A 19,130-nucleotide genomic window follows, 5' to 3' on the forward strand; every position below is an offset into this window, starting at 1 on the left:
ACCAGGAGTCCTGTTGTCCCGGTGTGCACACCACCCGGCTGAGACTGCAGGTTCCGGAATTGGTTCTGTAGCAATGGAAACGAATGCTCTAGGCTTGACACTTCCTACAGTCACCACCGATGCCTGGAGGCACGTGATGTCGCATTCTTCCGCTGCCTACCCCAGCGCCGTTCCGGTCGGGGTGGATACCACGCGCGCGAGTATCGCGCGGGTCTACGACGCCGCTCTCAACGGCAAGGACAACTACGAGGTCGATCGCGAAGTGCTGGCGCAGGTCCGCACCGTCGCCCCGCAGGTCAACGATCTCGCCTGGGCCAACCGCGATTTCCTGATCCGCGCCTGCCGCTTCCTGGCCAGGGCCGGTATCGACCAGTACCTCGATCTGGGGTCCGGCCTGCCCACCGCCGAGAACACCCACCAGGTGGTCCAGCGGGTCAACCCGCAGTCCCGGGTCGTCTACGTCGACAACGACCCCTCGGTCCTCGTGCACGCCCAGGCCCTACTGGCCAGCAACAGCCGCACCCGCATCGCCGAAGCCGACATCTTCCGCCCGCTCGAGGTCCTCACCAACCCGACGGTCCGCAACGAACTCGACTTCCAGCGCCCCCTGGCCGTCTTCCACATCGGCACCCTGCACCACTACCTCGGCGAAGACGGCGCCGCCCTGATGCGGACCTACATCGACGCCCTGCCCTCGGGCTCGTTCGTCGCCATCGCCCACTTCCACGACCCCGAAACCCCCGAATACACCGACCTCGCCCAGCGCATGGAAGAGAAGTTCATCCACAGCCCCATGGGCAGCGGTCGCTTCCGCACCCGAGACGAGATCCAGGCCATGTTCGGCGACCTCGACATGGTCGCCCCCGGCCTCGTCCGCTGCGACGACTGGTGGCCCGACGGCCCCCACCTCACCCCCCTCTCCGACGTCCGCAACTGCATCCTCGGCGGCATCGGCCGCAAACCCTGACCACCCCGCACCCCACAGCGTGACGGACATCGCACCCGATCCATCATCCCGGAATGCGTTGTAGGCCAACATGATTGGTACCTTTGACAGCGGGCGGACGGTACGGACCGCAGACCGCACCGTCCGCCCACCCCGAGTTCGATCGCGTGCGTCCCTGCGGCAGGCAGGACTCACAACGAGACGAGCAGGCCCTCACACAGCTTGCGGTCGTCGTCCCCGGTCACGACATCGAACTCGTACTCACCCGCCCGCGCCATGAACTTCGCCGAAGAGGTCACGGGCTCGACACTCACCGGCAGACCATGCGTCCAGGCGAACCGCGGAATCCGCATCCGCGCCTGCGGATCGAACTGATTGCGCACAGTGATCTCCAGCCGCACCGGCACCTCGCTCGAGAAAACGAGCAGATCCGTATCGCAACGCCCCAAGTCGTAGTTCAGCCGCACGGTCTCCACCGGCTCGCCGTCGAATGCGTCCGCCCGGGCCACCGGCGCCACCGAAAGGCAACTCGCGCAGAAGATCAGGCCAGCCAACAACCACCGCATGACCGGACTGTACCTCTCACCACCGGACACCCGGCTGCACACGAAGAGAAACCCCGACCGGTCACGGCTGCCATCCAGGGTTTCGATACCGGGGCGTCCGATCAGCACTGAAACTTCCGACTCGCAGCGAGTGCACCACGGTGGTGAATGGCGGATGTGTTCTGATGAAGTGTCGATCGACTTCGTCCGCCTGGAGCGAGGGAGTCCGTAAATGGGGTTGGTTCTTCGCGGAGTCGGATGGGTCGGCCTGTATCTGGCCGCCGCCCTCGTCCCCTTGGTCTTCGCGGTGGTGGGGCCGGTCGCCGGTGGTCGTGGATTCCTCACTGAATTCTCGGTGGCCCTGGGATTCGTCGGTATGTCGATGCTGGGCCTGCAGTTCGCGCTCGTCGCCCGCTTCCAGGCCGTCGCCGCCCCGTTCGGGGAGGACGCACTCGTCCAATTCCACCGCCAGATCTCCTACGTCGCGCTCGCCTTCATCCTCGCCCACCCGGTACTCCTGCAGATCGCGGGCACCGACATCATCGGCCTGCTCGACCTGCGGCACGCCCCATGGCGAGCCCGCTGCGCGATCACCGCGACCGTGCTGCTGCTGTGCATCGTCGCCACCTCCGTCTGGCGCCGCCGGTTCAAGATCCGCTACGAGATCTGGCAGATCCTGCACGGTGCGCTCTCAGTGCTGGTCGTGGCTTTCGCGCTCGCGCACATGGTGCTCGTCGGCTACTACCTCGACGCGCCGTGGAAGGTCGCGCTGTGGACCGTGATGACGGTCGCGCTGGTGGGATTGCTGGTGTGGGTGCGAGTCATCGCTCCGCTGCGCCGGATACGACGCCCGTGGCAGGTCACCGCCAATACCGGCGAACGCGGACACGCCCAGACGCTGACGCTCACGCCGGTAGGGCATCCCGGCCTCCGCTTCGAACCCGGCCAGTTCGGCTGGCTGGTCGTGGACCGTTCACCGTTCGCGATCACCGCCCATCCGTTCTCGATCTCCTCCAGCGCCGAAGACCCGGGACGGATCGAGATGACCATCAAGGAGCTGGGCGACTTCATCGCCACGATCCCCGCCGTGATGCCAGGCACCCGGGCCTATCTCGATGGCCCGCACGGCGTCTTCACTCCCGACCGCAACGAAGGGCCCGGCTTCGTCCTCATCGCCGGTGGAGTGGGGATCACCCCGATGCGGTCGATCCTGCGAACCATGGCCGATCGCGCCGACCAGCGGCCCGTGACCCTGTTCTACGCCGTGCGCTCCCTGGCCGAGATGACGTTCGACACCGAGCTCGCGACGCTGGCCGACATCCTGAATCTGACCGTGGTGACCGTCCCCGAACACCCGCCGGTGGACTGGGACGGCGAATCGGGATACCTCGATGAGGCCCTGCTACGACGACACCTACCGCCCCGCGGCCACCACCAGCAGTACTTCATCTGCGGACCCACTCCGATGGTCACCGCCGTCGAGGCCGCCCTGGCCCGCCTGAACGTGCCCGCCGACCGCGTACACACCGAACGGTTCACCTTCGTCTGACATCGGAGTCCCCGTGCGCCACACCTACACAACCCGGGCCGTCTGGATCATCGCGGCCATTCTGCTACTCGCCTGCGCCTGGTTCGGACTCGCCCTGCGTTGAGCGCTCGCGTCGAGCACAGCCCCCAGCTTGGTCCCGGCACTGCATGGCACCTACTCGGCGCGTTCCTGAAGTCGCGGCGAGCCAGGATCTCACCTGCCGATGTGGGCGTGCGCTTCGGACTTTCGGCGGACCAGGCCGTTTGCCTCTGCAATTGCGAGGCCGTGATACTGGGCCGATGCGCGACTGTCAGACTGGCTGGATGAACCCTGACGGACGGGCGCGAGCGCTGTCCTCGCTGCGGGGTTTGGCGGTAGGAGACGCGTTCGGGGCATGTTTCGACGACGCTATCAATCACGGCGCGTTGCGGTCGCGAACGCTGTTGCCCGGGCCATGGTTGTGGACCGACGATACGCAGATGGCGTGCTCGATCTTCGCTGTGCTCAGTGCCCACGGGCGAATCGATCAGGAGGTGCTGGCCCACTCCTTCGCTGAGCATTACGACATCTATCGCCGATACGGACCCGGCACAAGCCGGATACTGCGGCTCATGCGCCAAAAGGGTTATCACTGGCGCGAACTCGCTCAACAGGCGCGTGCGAGACAGGGTTCCTGGGGCAACGGTGCCTCCATGCGGGTGGCGCCGCTGGGTGCGTGGTTCGCCGACGACCTGGACCATGTCGTCGATGAGGCGACAGCTTCGGCAGTGGTCACTCATACCCACCCCGATGCTGTAGCCGGTGCGGTCGCGGTGGCTGTCGCTACTGCCTTGTTCTCGACGCAACCGCAGCTACGTCGCAGTCAATTTCTCGATACGGTGGCCGACCGAACCCCCGCCGGTCCGGTCCGGGACAAGATCAGCGATGCCCAGTACATCGGTGATTCCGACACTGCGGCTGCGGAATTGGGAGTCGGCCACGACACCTCAGCGCTCGATACCGTCCCCTTCTGCCTCTGGGTCGCGGCTCACCACGGTCATGATTTCACCGACTCGTGCTGGACGGCCGCCTCGGCAGGCGGTGATAGTGACACCACCTGCGCGATCATCGGCGGAATCATCGGAGCTGGCCCCGTCATCGACAGCGTGCCGACAGAATGGCTCGCGCGCTGCGAGCCGCTACCCGAGTGGGCAACCGCCACCGCACCGCTCGCCTGAGAGTGCGCCGCAATGTCACCTACCGTACGACCAGCCCTGCGGTGGGAGTCGATCAGTCGAAGTCCTGGCCGTCCAGCACCCAGGCGGTGCGCTGGGTGGGGTCTTCGATAGCCAGGTGGATGTACCAGATATCGTCGCTCCAGTCCAGCCAGGTCATGCAATGGGTTCGAGCAACGAAGTCGTTGATTTCGTCGACCTCGGTCGACCCTGACATCAAGTGCAGCAGTCGCCAAAGGCGCAGGCGCCCCTGGGATTCAGATGCCCGTCCGAAGGCACCTTCGCCACCCAGAAGACAGAGTAACGCGGAATAGGCGTCGGAGAAGTCGACCACCGCTGCTTCTGCCGTTCTTCCCATTCGTTGATCGTGAGCTGGTGGGCAATGGCTTCCTCGGCTGTGCCGCGGACGACGGTGATCTGATCGATGATCGTCCCCTGCGTTTCCGAGCGGCCGAAGTCCGAGATGGAACTAACCAATATTCGGCTTCCTCCGGTGCGCAGTGCGACGGTATCTCCGCCGAAAGATCCTGTCCTGTCAGATCCTCCTCGCGTAGCGCGCGTGCATGGGCGACCCGTAGCCGAAGCCGAGGATCGCGCAGATGCCTCTCAGCTTCTGCCCAAGAATGATTCTGGGCGAACACGTCGCAAAGGTGCCGCTCCGACACCCACCAACGATCGTTCCGAGGTATGCACTCGAGGGCCTGCGCCGCGGCAACGGTCGACGCGCTGAGAACGGTGTTTCGAATCGTCATCGACTGTGTTCCTACCAACCAGCTTGACGGCGCAGCAACCTCGACGGATCGACACGGCCGAGCACGCTGACGTGCCGCCTACCGCCAACCGGCTCGCCGCTCCGAGACTGGCAATGAGCGCTCGCGTCGAGCGCAGCCCCCAGCCTGGTACCAGCACCACCTGGCACCCGCGGGGCACATCGACGAGGATCGACAAAATGACTGATGTGGTCGATCTGCGTACCGCGCGTACCGAGCGCCGGGCCCAGCTCGGCGCGTTCCTGAAGTCCCCGCGAGCCAGGATCTCGCCCGCCGATGTGGGTTTGCGGCCGGGTACGCGGCGGCGCACGCCCGGCCTGCGCCGTGAGGAGGTCGCACAGCTGTCGGGGGTGACATTTCGGTTACGCATTCCTTGCCGGTGACGGCGCGCCCTGCACGTTCCACAGCCATTCTGTGCCGGTCGATGCCTTGGTCCTGGTCGGCTGCCGTCGTTGGACTGACCGATCGCGCCGCCATCCGCCCAGCGCAGACTTCAACGGATGGCGGGTAGGTGTAGGACTGCGCGGGCAGCGTTTGGACACGAGCGGACCTGAGCTCGTTGCAGATGCATCCGGCGTCTCGATAGCATGTCAGCCGAACGGGTGCGGCGACGTCGTGGTGAATTTCGATGGGGGTGAGTACGTCTATGGGGGACATGCTGAAGGCTGATCTCGATGAGATCAGGTCGCTCGGGACACAGTTGGGTGTGAAGGCGAGTGCGATCACCCAGATCGCCGCGCCAGCAAAGACCAGCATCGAAGCGGTCGTGATGCCCGACGCCGGGATCGAAGACCTGTTGGGCAGAATTACCGCGAAGCTGGAAACCACCCTGTCCAAGCACAGCACCGCCGTACAGGCGATGGCCGACGGCGCCGCGACCGCCGCGGCGACCTACGAGGATGTCGAGGATGTCTTCCGCGCGCAGCTGACCTCGCTGACCGAAGGACTCTCGCAGTGACGACGCCGACGATTCCGCAGGTCGAGTCCTGGAAGCCACAAACACTCATCGCGGCGGGTCAGGCGATCATCAAGGCCGGAACAGACCTTACCGACCGGATGGCCGAAGTCGATCTCGCGGTGGACAAGAGCGCGGTGAACTGGCAGGGCGATGCCAGCGCGGCTGCCTCGATGCGCGCTGTATCGGAATTGCTCACGGCCTCCCAATCGAAACGCGCCACCGCCACCATCGGGGATGCGATGGTGGCGCAAGGTGGGACGATCGATGGCTACCGGTCGGCGGTGCTCAATACCCGTGATGCCGCTGTCAATGTCCACGGGATGACCGTCGCCCCGGACGGGACCGTCACCGCGCCGACCGTTCCCGGTGACGACACCGACGCGACGCGGTCGATTCTGCAAGGACAACTCGATCGTCAGGCCGCAGATTTCCAGACCAGCTTGAAGGAGAACCTGGCGCACTTGGGGACCTCGCTGACCGCGTTGCGGTTCACGGCCGCGCTCGGCTTGACCGACCTCGACCAACACGGCGGACCTGGTGGCGCGACCGTCGGAGCCCCCACCTTGTCGGGTGCGGGCGGCAAGGCGCTCGGTACGCAGATCCAGGAGGCTGTAGACAAGGGCGAACCGATTCCGACGGAGGTCCTCGACCAGCTCACCGAGGATCTGAAAGCCACCGGTATTCCGCCGTCGCAGCTTCAGGCCTACCTGAATGGCGAGCCCACCACCATCCCCGCTGGGACCCAGCAGTATCTGAAAGAGCTGTACAGCGCTGCAGGTGCTGATGGTTTCACCGCCGCCAGCCAGCAGTTGCAGGCTCAGGGTCCGGCGGGTCAGCAAGCGGCGTCGTCGCTGGCGAACGGTGTGCTGGTGATATCGAACGAGAAGGTCGGGACCGGGCGTGGCAGCGACGGAAAGCTCACTGGCGGGGGGAGCTATGAGAACTTGCCGCAAGACATGCGTGATCTCATCTCCACCCGTGTCGCACCCAACGGGATGGCGCCCGATGCCAACACAACGATGTATCCCGGCGACAGCACGATCGTGGGAAACCACAAGGAGTTCGTCACCGATCAGAAAGACTTCCTCCAGGCGCTGTCGCAAGCAGAGCCTGGCAATGAGCCGGGGACCAAGATGTCCACTGAGCTGATTCGACAGGGAATGCACACCGCGTGGGTCGAAGATCACGGAGGCGGTCTCCCCTTCAGCGACTCACCCTCGGACGACCCCAAGCATGTCGAGCCGCTGGAGCAGGCGATCGCGCTCGGATCGCGCAACACCGACGGCGTCCACGCGATCCTTACCGGAAGCGAAAACCCCGATATCCTCGGCGCTGGCTACAATCCCGATACCGCGGTGCTGCCGTTGCTGCAACGCGACGACGGGACCGCGATGGGGTCGCTTACCGACTGGATTTCGCGTGACGCGCATGTCACCGCAGCACCGGATAGCCCGGACTACCAGGGCCAAAAGGAGGCCGCTACCCAGGCGGGTGAAGCGGCTCGTGGGCTCGCGGAGATCATGTCCACCGAGAAGTCCGCCGACGGCACGAACAACTACACGACCCTGCTCTCCGGGGACGGCAAGATCGGTGACGGTACCGCCGACCAGGTCGCCGAAGCACTCGCGCCCTACGTCGGCAACATGGTCGGCATGCCCAGCGGTCATCCTGGCGATATCACCGACACGATGGGCTTCGGCCCCGACTTCGGCGGCAAGGACAACGACACCGGTGGCCCGATCGGGCCATTGCGGGTCTTTAGCATCCTCGACTCCGACGAGGGAGCGAGCACGATCATCAACGGCACCGCCCTGGCCGAATCGCAACGCATGGACCGGCTCTTCGCGCTCGAGGAAGCCAACGGTGACGGCAACCCGAACAACGCCAAGTACAGCAGCCGCCTGCAATGGCTGGTCAATCAGGGACTCGATGTCCAGTCCGCCCAGGAAACCCAGAACGGGGTCGATGCCAGCGCGTCCGAGGCGAGCCGCAACGCCAAGTGGAACACCGCATGGACCGCGTCGCAGATCGTCGCGGGCGGTATGGGTCCGGGCGGAATCGGGGTCGCGGCGGGGTCGGAATTCCTCAAGCCGTTTGTTCTGTCGGCTGATTCACCGAGCACCCCAGAGCAGTCACCGCTGAAACTCGACACCACCAAGTTCGACTTCGACTACAACCCCGGCGACAAGGACGCGACCTACCGGCCCACCAGTTGGGGCGGCAGCGAGCACCGCGAATACACGATGCTGCGCACACTCGCCGAAGCCGGGAAAATCGATATGAACCAAGTCCCCGATATCTACAAGAACGAAAACGGCGAGTTCAAACCGTATTCCCAATATCGCCAGGACTACACCAACGGATCCACCGTCGAGCAAGACAGCGCCGAGGTCGGCCCCAACGGCCGCAAGGGCCTCCTCCAACAGGCGGGCATCAATCCCGACTCTCTGCAGGATTACACCGCCCAAGCATCGCCCGGCGGGTCCGAGTACCAGGCACTGAACTCGACGATTCAAGGCGGCGACAAAATGCCACGCCAAGAATGGCTCGAATGGCTCGCCGGAGAGCGATCGGCGAACTCCGGGAAGAACACATGGTGACCACCAGAACCCGCTGCCCCGGTATCGCCACCTACGCACTCGCCGCGCTACTCACCCTGGTCAGCGCTTGCACCCCGGCCAGCGAACCCGAGCATGCCTCTGGCCCGTACCGCCCGCCCGAGGAGGTCCGCAACGCGACTGTGGTGTGGTCCGCGGCACCGGGAGTCGACTTGTCCTCCACCGAAGCACGGCTGGTCCGCGCCACGAGCGAGTCCGAAATTATCGGTAAGGCCGTAGGCTTCGACGCGACATACCCAGGATTCGTGGACGCTCTGAACGGTCGACAGAATCGCAGATACGAATCATCTGACAACCGCGGAAAAATCTCGGGAACTCTCTATCAACATATTCTAGAATTCGACCGCAGCGTGGTAAATTCGGGGTTCATGGCGAAAACCTGCACATTGGATTCGGCAATTTCCCGTCTCGTCGGCGGAAAGTGGGTTCCCACTGGAATTGGTACCGCTTCGGTGACGTACATGTTCACCGATACGGTTGGCAGGATGGATGGATACGATTTAAAGAACTATCCGCTGGAGACAGGGGCAGATCGATTCCATTGGCAGGCGCCCAGCGAGAATGTGTTCGGCTGGTGGCGAGCCTACCTTTACGACTATAAGGGACTGAGCAAGTATTACGGGGTGAACGCCGAGATCGATTCGTGTGTCGCTTGGGCTCGAACTATCGATCCCGACGTTGCGTTGGACCACCCACCAACCGACTACGCCCGCGATATCCGCCCTCCTGCTCAACCGGTGTATCCGGGTTGGCCGGACCCGGCCCGATGACGACAACCCGACCCGCGAACTCCGGGAAGAACACATGGTGACCACCAGAATCCGCCGCGCCCGTCGCGGAGTCTACGCACTCGCCGCGCTACTCGCACTGGTAAGTGCCTGCACACCGCCCAGCGAGCCCGAGTCGACCACCAACCCCTACCGCCCGCCCGCCGAAGTCCACGACGCGACCGTGGTGTGGTCCGCCGCGCCACGAATCGACTTATCCTCCACCGAGGCGAGACTGGTCCGTGCCACCAGCGAATCCCGCATTATCAGCGCGGCGGCCGGTTTCGGCGCGACATACCCGGGATTCGCGGACGCCCTGGACAGTGCACAGCGTCCGAGATTAGAAACAACACATAATCGTGGCAAAATCGCCGGAACCCTCTATCAACATATTCTGGAGATTGACACCCGAGACACACCTTCGGGATTCATCGCGCATACCTGCACGGTGGACACGGGCATTTCCCGCCTTGTCGACGGAAAGTGGGTTCCCACCTGGATCGGTACCGCCTTGGTCTCATACAAGTTCACCCATGCGGCTGGCCGCATGGGCGAATATGAATCGAAGACCTACCCATTGGATATCGGGTCCGACAGATTACATTGGCAGGCACCCAGCGAGAATGTGTTCGGCTCGTGGACTGCCCGGTTCGACAACTACATGGAGCTGAGTGAATTTTACGATGTGACGACCGAGGTTGAACCGTGCGTCGCCTGGGCTCGAACTATTGATCCCGATGTTGCTTTGGACCACCCACCTAACGACTACGTCCGTGACGCGCCCCCGCCGGTGCAGCCGGTGTATCCGGGTTGGCCTGACCCGGCCCGCTGAAGACGCCCGTGACAGAATCGAGCCGCGATGATCCCCCATCACGAAGAACTTGGCGCGAAAGTCCGCCGACTACAGCAGGCAGTTGCTGACGTACATGGCGAGACCAGTGTGGACGGCGTCACTGTCCGCACCGATGCCAATGGCCGACTGTCAGAGCTGCATATCGGCCACAGCGCGTATGCCCGTGGCCCCCAGGAGCTCGCCGAGCTGATTGTTCGCGTGTACCGCGACACTGCCGCCGAGGTCGCCGCCCGAACCTCGGCGATCATGGCCGAACTCCGCGACGACCCCGCCGTAGCCCGAATCGCCGATGCCACCGTCATCGAAACCGCACGGACGCCGCAACCGCAGCCCGCCCAGCCCGCACCGGTGCCGTCAACCCAACCGGCTCCGTGGCAGGCATCGCAGCCCAGCTGGTCCACTACCATACCCGGCGACCCGTCGCGCGATCACGGCACGTCCTCGACCCGCAGCCCGGACCCAGCTCCCTATCCCGGCTACCAGGACTACTACACCGCGCCGACTGTTCCGGCCGCGAAAGCGCCTGAACGACCGTATCGACCTCCCTACGAGGACGATGACGACGACATCGACCCCTACTATCAGCGGAAGTCATGGCTGGTTTGATCGGGTAGAGTCGTCGGCCAGAAACGCATCGTGGGGCGCACCCGCGACCGGAGCTGTGTTCAGGGGGAAGTTCATGCGGACGTGGCACAAAGCCATTCCAGCTCTCGCGGTTGTCGTGGGGGCGATCAGTGGATGCGACAACGCCGACCCGAGCACGGCAGCGCAGCCCAGCACGACAGCTGCTCCGACGACGGGCGCGGACCCAGATGCCGCGCTCTGGGATCCGTGCAGCCTTCCGGATGCCGCGTTGACTGCGGCCGGGATCAACACCGCAACTCGGGAAAAGGACATCGCGGGGGTCGAGTTCGAGGGTTGGAAGGTGTGCGGTTGGAAGGATTCTGCCACTAGGTACGGATTCACGGTTGCCTCCGGCGCTCACACGATCGAAGAAGCTCGCGCTCGCACCGACTACACCGATTTCGCGGATCTGACAATCGGACCCCGACCAGCCCTTCGGTCGCGCCCAGCGGGATCCGCGTACGAATATTCGTGCTACATCACCGTCTCGGTGCCACACGGCCTGGTTGATTTCGACGTGCTGAACCGGCATAGCGCGAATAATCCGCCCGACCCGTGCGTTGAGGTGGAGCGACTGGCGCGCGCATTCGTGACGTATCTTCCGAGTGAGTGAGGAGACGCGGCATTGGCAAATATCGATCCGGGTGAGTGGAAACGGCTCGAAGGGCAGGCAGCTGCGGGGGAGCTCGCACTGAATCCCGAGGTCGGCGCAGGACTCACGCGAGTTTGCGATGACCACATCTCCGCCCTAGAGGATGTTCTCGGCAAAATTCAACACGTCGATCGCCTGACCGGCTTTGGCACCTTCAACTCCAGTCAGATCCTCGAGCGGAAGTTCTCGCTGACCGCTGCGGGTGGTGAGCGGTCTCTCGACCAGACGATCCGTGAACATATCGAGGCAGTGACCACGGCCAAAGAGGTTGTCCTCAAAGCGATCGCGAACTTCCAAGCCCAGGATGAGTTCACCGCTGGGCAGTTCAACGGTCTGGGGGAAGGCTGATGACCTATGAGGAGTATCGGGACAAGGTGATCGCCGCGCAGGAGCAGTGGAACCAGGAGCGCAGCGGTATCTACCTCGTCCAGCACACGGCTCAGCTGTCGAGCATTTTTGCGGAGCAGTTCCAACCCGCCCATATCACGGGGACCGATGACGGATATGACCACATGTCGTTGGCACAGATGCAGGCGGCCGTCTCGGCGATGAAGCCCGGTGCGGTGCAGAGCGCGTCGGATGTGTGGTCGGCGATCAGCACCGATGTTTCGGCGTCGCTGCAAACCTTCACCACGGCGTTCGAGGCGACGACCAATGCCGATAGCGGGTGGGTCGGTGCCGCGGCCTCGGCGGCGGTGACCGCCGTGAACAACTATGCGGCACAGTCGAGCACGCTTCCGGCGGCAGCTCTTGCCATTAGTCTCAAACTGGACGAGATGCGGACCGGTATCGAGCAGACGCAAGCGTTGATGCCAGGTGTCACCAACCGTCCGACACTGACGGGCAAGACGCTGCCGGTCGATGGTGAGATGAAGCTGGACCAGTACACCGAGGACGAGGCCGAGGAAGAAGGTCGGCGGATCCTGCGGACCGTATACGGTCAAGTCGCGGTCCAATCCGATACCGGTGTGCCGTTCATGCCGACCGCACCGAAGATCGTCGACAGCGGCGGCGGTGACACCGCAACTCCCGGCGGTGGCTCACCGGGCGTGCCCGGCGGTGGGAGCACCGGCGATCGGGCAACGACACAGCAGCCAACTGCCGAGACGCCGCAGACCGAGGACCCCCAGGCCACCGAACCACAGAACCCGGCGGCGCCCCAAGATGAGGGCGACACGTCCGAAGACTCCCCGACGTCTTCGGACGACGACACCTCTGCAGCTTCGACGACTTCACCAGCGGCGACAACTCCCGGTGCCACGCAGCCAGGCTCCACAACGCCCACCACACCATCGCCGTCGTCGGCACCGGTGGGATCTGCGCCCGGCGGTAGCGGCGTTGGAGTCGGCGCGGGAGGTGGAAGTCGTGGCGGTTCGCCAGGTTCAACGCCGAGCCCAGGTCGCGTAGTGGCTGGAATGCCCGGTACGGGGCAGCCTGTAGCGGCAGCGACGAACACCGCTGCTGGCGGTGCCGCCGGGCGGACCGGTATGGGCGGGATGGGTGCGGGCGCCCCCGGAGCGCGAGGCGGAGGACAAAACGACGAGGAGCGCCGGGGCGTCGCGGAGTACCTCATCACACAGGACAACGGTGAAATCCTGACCGGTATCAGCGACATCAGAACGGTACCCGCAGTGATCGGCGGGGATTTCGACAGTGCACAGCAGTAGATTCACCGCCCAAGAGTTCGCCATCCTCTGGTCGGCGTATGGGCGTGACCGGCTGCCCTACCCGCTGCAATTCCGCACGGAGATCAGCGATGTCGACGAGCTGAGGCGACACCGCGAGCAGGCGGTGGAAAGACTGCTCGCCACCTACAATCCCGAGATCGAAGCTGCCCTGAACACGCTGCTGAGTCCGGATGCGCGCGTTGAGTCGAAAGGATATGTCGGGCAGCATGATCCGCGCATCATCCGGTTCTTCGGTGCGATTCGCGGTGAGGCGGGCGCGGCGCTCATTCAGGAACCCGGTCCGGCTGAGAACGCCGGTGGTGACGTCATCCTCACCGTGTGCGGCGCGGATCAGGTCGCGCAAGCCGCCGTCGCGGCTCTGCCCGCTCGTGAGCCAGGCAGGCGGGCACCGCTGGAAATCTCGCGCGCCCGCATCGCCGAGGAAGATGAGCACTTCGAATTCCGGGCCGGTGCGCTCACCGCGACCGAGCAACTGAACCTGATGTTCGAGCGTCCACGCTCGGCCTACGGCGAGATCGCCGCTTTCACCGGCGGCGCGATCGACGCCCGCCCGTCGGCCTCGGTTCGCACGTTCTGGTGGATGGACTACCCCGATGGCCGCTACTACGTCCGCACCGGTGACCCGATCATCGCCGAACCGCTCGACCGCGATCGGATGACCGCCGGTATCGGTACGATGCTGCGTCGCGCACAACGCCTGCACGCCGACGCTTCTCGCTGACGCGGATCCGCGCCGAGTGGCTGGCGCAAGTGCGGCGTGGGTGTTGCGGCCGGGCCGGATGTCGAGTCGTGATCGAGCCCAGGACGGTGTGATCTCAGCGGGTGCGGGTCGTTTCATCGGCCGGTGCCTTCCGCCGCGCTGAGCCAATCGGCGATGTTGTCGAGCGATCCGTGGCAGATCACCCGGAACGGGCTGTACAGCTCCCATCCGTAGGGTGGTTCCGGTGCCCGCCGGATGCCCAAGGACCGGTGCGCGGCTCGGTCGGTCAGCTCAGCAACCCGGGTTTCGGTCGCATCGCTCACTGATTCCCTCCTGGGTTGTTTCGGTTCAGCTGTACGTATCGCCGGAGAATTGTCGGCATCGGCACGACCGTGGGCCGTCTGGTCGGTCGACATTGGCGGTGTCAGCTCGGACCTGGTGGCGACCCAACCGGCTTCACACATCGCGTCCAGCGTTGCCAGCAGGTCCACCAACGACGGGCCGGGCGCTGGGTTCGGTGTGGTGAGGTGGCTCATCGGGTCGCCTGTCGTTGCGGGCGGCGTTGCGACGCCGATATCTGCCACGCCTCGTGGCGATTCTGGAAGGCGTCACCGGTTTCACGCAATGCGTGCAGGACTCGCACCACGCGCCACTTCGGCGCGTTCAGGTTGCGGGCGATCGTGTCTGCGGTCAATATCCCGCCTGGTCTGAGCAACGCGAGAATCTCGGCTTCGAGAGCATTCGTCATCGGCTTCACCTCGGTGCACTGTGGTCGGTTACGTTCCCGGGCATAGCGATTCACCTCGGCTGGTGTCGTTGCTCATCTCGTGCGTCCCTGACTTTGTCGGCTTCGGTAGAAGGAGCACACCACGGCGGGGCTGCCGGTGGGCGCGCTACGCTGTTGACAAATCGGGTGTGGGGAACTGTCAACAGGCAGGCGGGTACGTGTGGACACCGAAGCGACGAAATTGCTCAGTATGGAGACCGACCGAACGGGCACGGAGCTGAGGCGATCCCGCGAGGCCCGCGGCCTGAGCTTCCGCGAGCTCGGCGCGCTGCTGTTCTGCGATCACACGAAGATCGCGCACATCGAGTCTGGTCGTCGGTGGCCGAAAGACCGCGCGTGGGTCGAGTCGGCCGACATCGCGCTCGGCGCCGCCGGAAGGCTGGTCGCAGCGTGGGATGCCGACCAGCGCGAACACGCTCGTCATGCGGACACGATGCGGATGCTGGAACAGGCCAGAATCGATTCGGAGTCCTTTCTGGCGTTGCCGGACGCGGCCGACCTCGACGAGATCCAAGCCGGAGTGCACGATATCGCGACCGGCGCCAGGTTCGAGCCCTACGACATCACTCTGACGCGGGCGTCGGACCTCCGCGTTGAGCTGATGCGTCGCGTCAGGGTCGGCGCGCATTCACCGGATGAACTGCGAACGCTATACGCGGCGTTGGGGCGCGTGTGTGGTGTACTGGCATACCTCACGTTGGACCTGGGGCAGGCGGAAACGGCCCGCATGCACGCACATGCCACGTTCAAGCTCGGCGATCGCGCCGACCACGACCAATTGCGGGCATGGTCCCGAGGCACCCAGGCACTGGCTTTCCGATTCGACAAGAACTTCGAGCAAGCAGCTCGGGCTGCGTCGGACGGACTCCGCTACACCAACAATTCGACAGGCACAGCGGAAGCGCGGCTGCTGTGCGGGCTCGCTGCCTCGGTAGCGAACTTGGGTGACTCCGGCCGGGCGCTGGAACTGCTCGATGACGCTGAGCGTGCACGCGACCGCGCGAGCATGGATGAGTTTCCGGGCCTGTTCACGTTCACACCAGCGAAGCAGATCTACTACCGGGGATTCTCGCTGATGTGGGCGGAGGACCCAAAAACGCTGAATCGGTCGGCGAAAGCGTCCCAGGATGCAATAGCAGCATGGCAAGTTCAGCGTTCACCCGGCGACGAGATGCTCTCGCACATCTATCTCGCGACCGCCAACGCCCGGCTCGGGGACCTGGACGGGAGCATCGCAGCGGTCACCCCGGTCCTCGAAAACCCGATCAGCGCGCACTTTTCCTGGGTTCGGAAACGGTTGCGCCAGCTCGATCGCCTGCTGGGCGAACACTTCCCGGACAGCGTCCCCGCCACCGGCATGCGCGAAACGCTGGGGGCATACATCCTCGCGAGGTAGATAATGGCGGCCGTGGCGCGTGGCGCCGGGTGAGTTCTGTCGGCGAGAATCGGTCCCGGTCGATGTCCCGAGCGCGGCGGAGGCTGCTGAGAACGCCGACGTGGGAAGGACCCTATTGGCGAGTCCGCTACCTCGTCCCGATCCGCGAGCGCCGGGTACGCGCGATCGAGTTTGGTTGATAGTTGCTGCTTGCGCGGGAAATGGATTTTTGCGGTGGTCTATGTGTGGCGCTTTGTGGGGCGAAATGTGTAGGGAAATGTGTGGGGCTATCAAATGGCTACACCGGGATATTGGGTATCCGCAGCGTAGGGGCTACATCCGTGCGTGGGTGTTATCCAGGATTGTCTATTATTCTATTGATAATAGACATCCGGTTCCTGCGCCTGCTGTTGACTGCTGGAGTTCATGCGGGGCCGATTCCGGGGACTTGCCCCCGCCGTTCCGGCCCGTCATCAGATCCGGCCGACCTGGTGGCCTCCGTCGGAGTCGGTAACGGAGGAGTGGCGAGCCTGGCCTGGGCCCTGCCGTGGGCGGTAGATCGGTGAGTGCGTCGATGAGATTTTCTCCGGGGCACATTCGATGGCAAGGTTCTGTGCCCTGCTCGGTGCGTGGATCAAAACGACGCACCCGCATTCAGTGTTTCCGCTGGTCACCGGCGGGATATCCGCGCGGATATCGTCGTGGATTGTCTATACATGTCCACTGTGTGGATTGTCTATACATGTCCACTGTATAGACATGCGTGCGCGGCCCGTGTCCGCGAGCGGTTCGGTGTTTCACGGTCTTGCGCTCCAGGCGTTGAAGATCGTTCTCCGTTCGGCGGTCCGAGGCTGGGGTCTTCTTCCTGACCTGGTTCGAGGCGCCGACTCCCGCACGCCGCCGCACTGGAGGTTCGTTTCGATCGGGGCGAGGCCGGCGACTCGCGGAGGCGGGTGTCGAATCTTTCGCTCGCGAGGCGCATTTCATGCAGGTCGAGTCGGGGTGTGGCGGTCGGGAGTTGTTTTCACGTTCTGCTTGACATCGGCCCCGCTACGGAGCGTCCATGGGAGCCGACAACCGTACCGAACCCCAGGGGAACATGTCCCCGATCGGTGGCGATGTCGCTGTCCCAACCGGGACAGCCGTATTCACCCCGCACCCATCGTTGAAGGGAAATGCCGATGTCCAAGAAATATGATGCCGCCACCACGGCGCCTGCGCCGCCCGGCCCGGCCGATCGGCCGGATTCACCGACGGTGGTGCCGGTGCTGGGCAGCGACGCCGCCCGCGCGTTGTGGGATGCGCTGGCGGCTCGTCCCGGCGCCACGGCCGCCACGCTGGCTGACGTGTCCGGGGTCGGGTTGTCCACGGCCCGTCGTCTGCTGACGAGCTGGGAAGCGGTCGGGGCCGCCGCCTCGATCACCGACCTTGCCTCGCCGCGGGCGGCGAAAGCCTGGACTGCTGGATCGGCCGCACCGGAATCTGATTCCACCACCACCGAACCGGTCATTCTCGCCGAGGATGCCGATCGGGCCGTCGATGCGCTCGACAGTGCACCGGAAAGCCCCGTAGTCGCCCCGACTGGCGGCGAAGCTACCGATCCGGTCCCGGCGGTCCCGTCCGCGCCCGCCGACGCGGCCACGGTGGATGCGGAGTCGACGGTGCGACGCCTGCCAGCTGGCGCGTTGCGCGGCCACGTCGAGGACTTCCTCCACGACCACCTGGGGCAGGAGTTCACCCCACATCAGATCGGGAAAGAACTCGACCGCTCCAGCGGTGCGGTCCACAACGCCCTGGTCAAGCTCACCGGTGACGGGTCCGCCCGCCAAACCTGCACGTCCCCCAAGAAATTCACCCTCGCGTCCTGACGAACCGGGGCGATGCCGGAATCCCCGAAGTTCCTACCTTCGGGGAGTCCGACACCGCGCCTTCCAAACTATCCCTGAGAGGTGCTCAATCATGTATTCCACTGCTTCCCCGGCGATCCTGGCCCCCGCCCTGCACCGGGTGTTCGCCAACGCGACCCTGGCCCCTGACAGTGTGGCGTTGTGGCTCGAGATCGCGACTGTGGCGATTCGCGAGCTCAGCGTGCCGGTGTTGCCGGTCATGGTGCCGTGGGCGCCGGTGATGCTGCGCTACCGGCTGCACCGGACCGAGGGTGAGTTCTTCCCCTACACCGGTTCGGTACGGATCATCACCGGACCACTGACCGGGACCACCTACCCCAACCCGGACACCGCCGCCAGCGCGGTCGTGGCCGCCACCCCCACCCCGGTCACCAACCACACCGGCGAGGAGACCGGCACGGCGAAGGCGTTGCCGCTGTGGCGGTTCCGCTCCACCGGCACCCCGGCCGCGTTCACCCCATCCACCAACCGACCGCGCACCTGCTGACCCCGCCTACCCGCTGACGACGGCCGGTGGTGCCGAACAACTCCCGTTCGGCACCACCGGCCGTTTCCTGTGGGCGGCAGGGGTCATCTTTGGGGCGGAGGCGATCGGCCACCTCTGCGATGCTGGAAACGGACTGCGCCCCGTCACGAGATCGACCCGGCCGACCCGACGAGCCCGGCCGGTGTCCAAAGCGCGGAGACCGAACGCACCCGCCCGCCGCGCGTCTGCCGTGGGGTGAGTAGATCGGTGGGTGCGGCGATGAATATTTTTCCGTGGCATGTTCGATGGCGAGATCACCTGCGATATTCGCTGCGCGGATTGGAACGACGCACCCGCGTCCGCTGGTCAGTGGTGGAATATCCGTCCGGATATCAACAGGGATTGTCTATGCATTCACTATGTATAGACATCCGTGGGCGGCCGCGTCCGCGTTGGTGGTTCGGTATTCATGCTGATTGTGTGCCGATCAGCGTCTCTGCTCCGGGGCCTGGTTGACCTGCGTGTTTGTGATCGTTACCGAATCGTCACGCATTGTCGTGTCCTAAATCGGGTGTTTTCGCGGCAGTAGAGGGGTGTACACGCATCTCTGTTTCCGGCCGCTTGTGCGGCTGGAAACGCCGTCAGGGAGGACCCCGTTCATGCCCGCTGATCCGCACACCGCCGCCACACCCCCGAACCCGCGCCGGGGGCCGTTGACGCCCCTGTGGCCGA

The 19,130-nt window shown here is 64.7% G+C and carries 19 protein-coding genes and 1 pseudogene; 16 read left to right on the top strand and 4 right to left on the bottom strand.

Translation table 11 applies throughout. The features are described from left to right. The first annotated feature begins 136 nt into the window (after nt 1–136). A complete protein-coding gene (locus tag QC180_RS09140; RefSeq protein ID WP_278262200.1) occupies nt 137–967 on the top strand; it encodes an SAM-dependent methyltransferase in 831 nt (276 codons plus the stop codon). Nucleotides 968–1,137: 170 nt separating this feature from the next. Here the strand turns inward: QC180_RS09140 and QC180_RS09145 are convergent, their stop codons facing one another. Beyond that, nucleotides 1,138–1,512 (bottom strand): hypothetical protein, encoded by a 375-nt coding sequence (locus tag QC180_RS09145; RefSeq protein WP_278262201.1) that lies wholly within the window; start codon nt 1,510–1,512, stop codon nt 1,138–1,140. A gap of 211 nt (nt 1,513–1,723) precedes the next feature. On the opposite strand from QC180_RS09145, the gene QC180_RS09150 reads away from it, so the two are divergent. Then, the gene (locus QC180_RS09150; RefSeq protein ID WP_278262202.1) at nt 1,724–3,040 is read left to right on the top strand and encodes a ferredoxin reductase family protein; all 1,317 of its coding nucleotides are present in this window, start codon (nt 1,724–1,726) and stop codon (nt 3,038–3,040) included. A 302-nt stretch (nt 3,041–3,342) separates the two neighbouring features. Next, entirely contained in the window at nt 3,343–4,236 is an 894-nt protein-coding gene (locus QC180_RS09155; RefSeq protein WP_278262203.1) for an ADP-ribosylglycohydrolase family protein, read from the top strand. 52 nt (nt 4,237–4,288) lie between these two features. Here the strand turns inward: QC180_RS09155 and QC180_RS09160 are convergent, their stop codons facing one another. Further along, on the bottom strand, nt 4,289–4,591 hold the full coding sequence (locus QC180_RS09160) for a hypothetical protein (RefSeq protein ID WP_278262204.1): 303 nt from the start codon (nt 4,589–4,591) through the stop codon (nt 4,289–4,291). A gap of 591 nt (nt 4,592–5,182) precedes the next feature. Here QC180_RS09160 and QC180_RS09165 point away from each other — a divergent pair. The 10 genes and pseudogenes from QC180_RS09165 to QC180_RS09210 form a co-directional block, all read left to right on the top strand. Further along, nucleotides 5,183–5,359 (top strand): annotated as a pseudogene (locus QC180_RS09165) (transcriptional regulator); the annotation flags it as partial. Between the two features lie 299 nt (nt 5,360–5,658). Then, nucleotides 5,659–5,961: a hypothetical protein gene (locus QC180_RS09170; RefSeq protein WP_278262205.1), complete on the top strand. Its 303-nt coding sequence runs from the start codon at nt 5,659–5,661 to the stop codon at nt 5,959–5,961. Beyond that, nucleotides 5,958–8,561 carry a TPR repeat domain-containing protein gene (locus tag QC180_RS09175; protein ID WP_278262206.1) on the top strand — a complete coding sequence of 868 codons (2,604 nt, stop codon included), beginning with the start codon at nt 5,958–5,960 and terminating at the stop codon, nt 8,559–8,561. Before QC180_RS09170 ends, QC180_RS09175 begins: the two co-directional genes overlap by 4 nt. Continuing rightward, nucleotides 8,555–9,349, top strand: coding sequence for a hypothetical protein (locus QC180_RS09180; protein WP_278262207.1), 795 nt, complete (start codon nt 8,555–8,557; stop codon nt 9,347–9,349). The genes QC180_RS09175 and QC180_RS09180 overlap by 7 nt, the downstream gene beginning before the upstream one ends. A 34-nt stretch (nt 9,350–9,383) precedes the next feature. Beyond that, a complete protein-coding gene (locus QC180_RS09185; RefSeq protein WP_278262208.1) occupies nt 9,384–10,178 on the top strand; it encodes a hypothetical protein in 795 nt (264 codons plus the stop codon). Nucleotides 10,179–10,205: 27 nt separating this feature from the next. Next, the gene (locus QC180_RS09190) at nt 10,206–10,805 is read left to right on the top strand and encodes a YbaB/EbfC family nucleoid-associated protein (RefSeq protein WP_278262209.1); all 600 of its coding nucleotides are present in this window, start codon (nt 10,206–10,208) and stop codon (nt 10,803–10,805) included. 73 nt (nt 10,806–10,878) lie between these two features. Beyond that, a complete protein-coding gene (locus QC180_RS09195; RefSeq protein WP_278262210.1) occupies nt 10,879–11,436 on the top strand; it encodes a DUF3558 domain-containing protein in 558 nt (185 codons plus the stop codon). 12 nt (nt 11,437–11,448) lie between these two features. Continuing rightward, the gene (locus tag QC180_RS09200) at nt 11,449–11,823 is read left to right on the top strand and encodes a hypothetical protein (RefSeq protein ID WP_278262211.1); all 375 of its coding nucleotides are present in this window, start codon (nt 11,449–11,451) and stop codon (nt 11,821–11,823) included. Next, on the top strand, nt 11,823–13,142 hold the full coding sequence (locus QC180_RS09205) for a hypothetical protein (RefSeq protein ID WP_278262212.1): 1,320 nt from the start codon (nt 11,823–11,825) through the stop codon (nt 13,140–13,142). Before QC180_RS09200 ends, QC180_RS09205 begins: the two co-directional genes overlap by 1 nt. Beyond that, entirely contained in the window at nt 13,129–13,884 is a 756-nt protein-coding gene (locus QC180_RS09210) for an ESX secretion-associated protein EspG (RefSeq protein WP_278262213.1), read from the top strand. Before QC180_RS09205 ends, QC180_RS09210 begins: the two co-directional genes overlap by 14 nt. Nucleotides 13,885–13,997: 113 nt before the next feature. Here QC180_RS09210 and QC180_RS09215 read toward each other — a convergent pair whose 3' ends face one another. Further along, complete coding sequence (locus tag QC180_RS09215; protein ID WP_278262214.1) at nt 13,998–14,399, bottom strand: hypothetical protein; 402 nt, start codon at nt 14,397–14,399, stop codon at nt 13,998–14,000. Further along, complete coding sequence (locus QC180_RS09220; RefSeq protein WP_278262215.1) at nt 14,396–14,611, bottom strand: hypothetical protein; 216 nt, start codon at nt 14,609–14,611, stop codon at nt 14,396–14,398. Before QC180_RS09220 ends, QC180_RS09215 begins: the two co-directional genes overlap by 4 nt. A 199-nt stretch (nt 14,612–14,810) precedes the next feature. Here QC180_RS09220 and QC180_RS09225 point away from each other — a divergent pair, with 199 nt between their 5' ends. From QC180_RS09225 to QC180_RS09235, 3 genes are all read left to right on the top strand, one after another. Next, on the top strand, nt 14,811–16,046 hold the full coding sequence (locus tag QC180_RS09225) for a helix-turn-helix domain-containing protein (protein ID WP_278262216.1): 1,236 nt from the start codon (nt 14,811–14,813) through the stop codon (nt 16,044–16,046). A gap of 1,154 nt (nt 16,047–17,200) precedes the next feature. Beyond that, entirely contained in the window at nt 17,201–17,893 is a 693-nt protein-coding gene (locus tag QC180_RS09230; protein ID WP_278262217.1) for a hypothetical protein, read from the top strand. A gap of 91 nt (nt 17,894–17,984) precedes the next feature. Beyond that, nucleotides 17,985–18,419 carry a hypothetical protein gene (locus QC180_RS09235; RefSeq protein WP_278262218.1) on the top strand — a complete coding sequence of 145 codons (435 nt, stop codon included), beginning with the start codon at nt 17,985–17,987 and terminating at the stop codon, nt 18,417–18,419. Nucleotides 18,420–19,130: the final 711 nt, after the last annotated feature.

Origin of the sequence: Nocardia anocheti (assembly GCF_029675105.1) — a bacterium.
Classification (GTDB): domain Bacteria; phylum Actinomycetota; class Actinomycetes; order Mycobacteriales; family Mycobacteriaceae; genus Nocardia.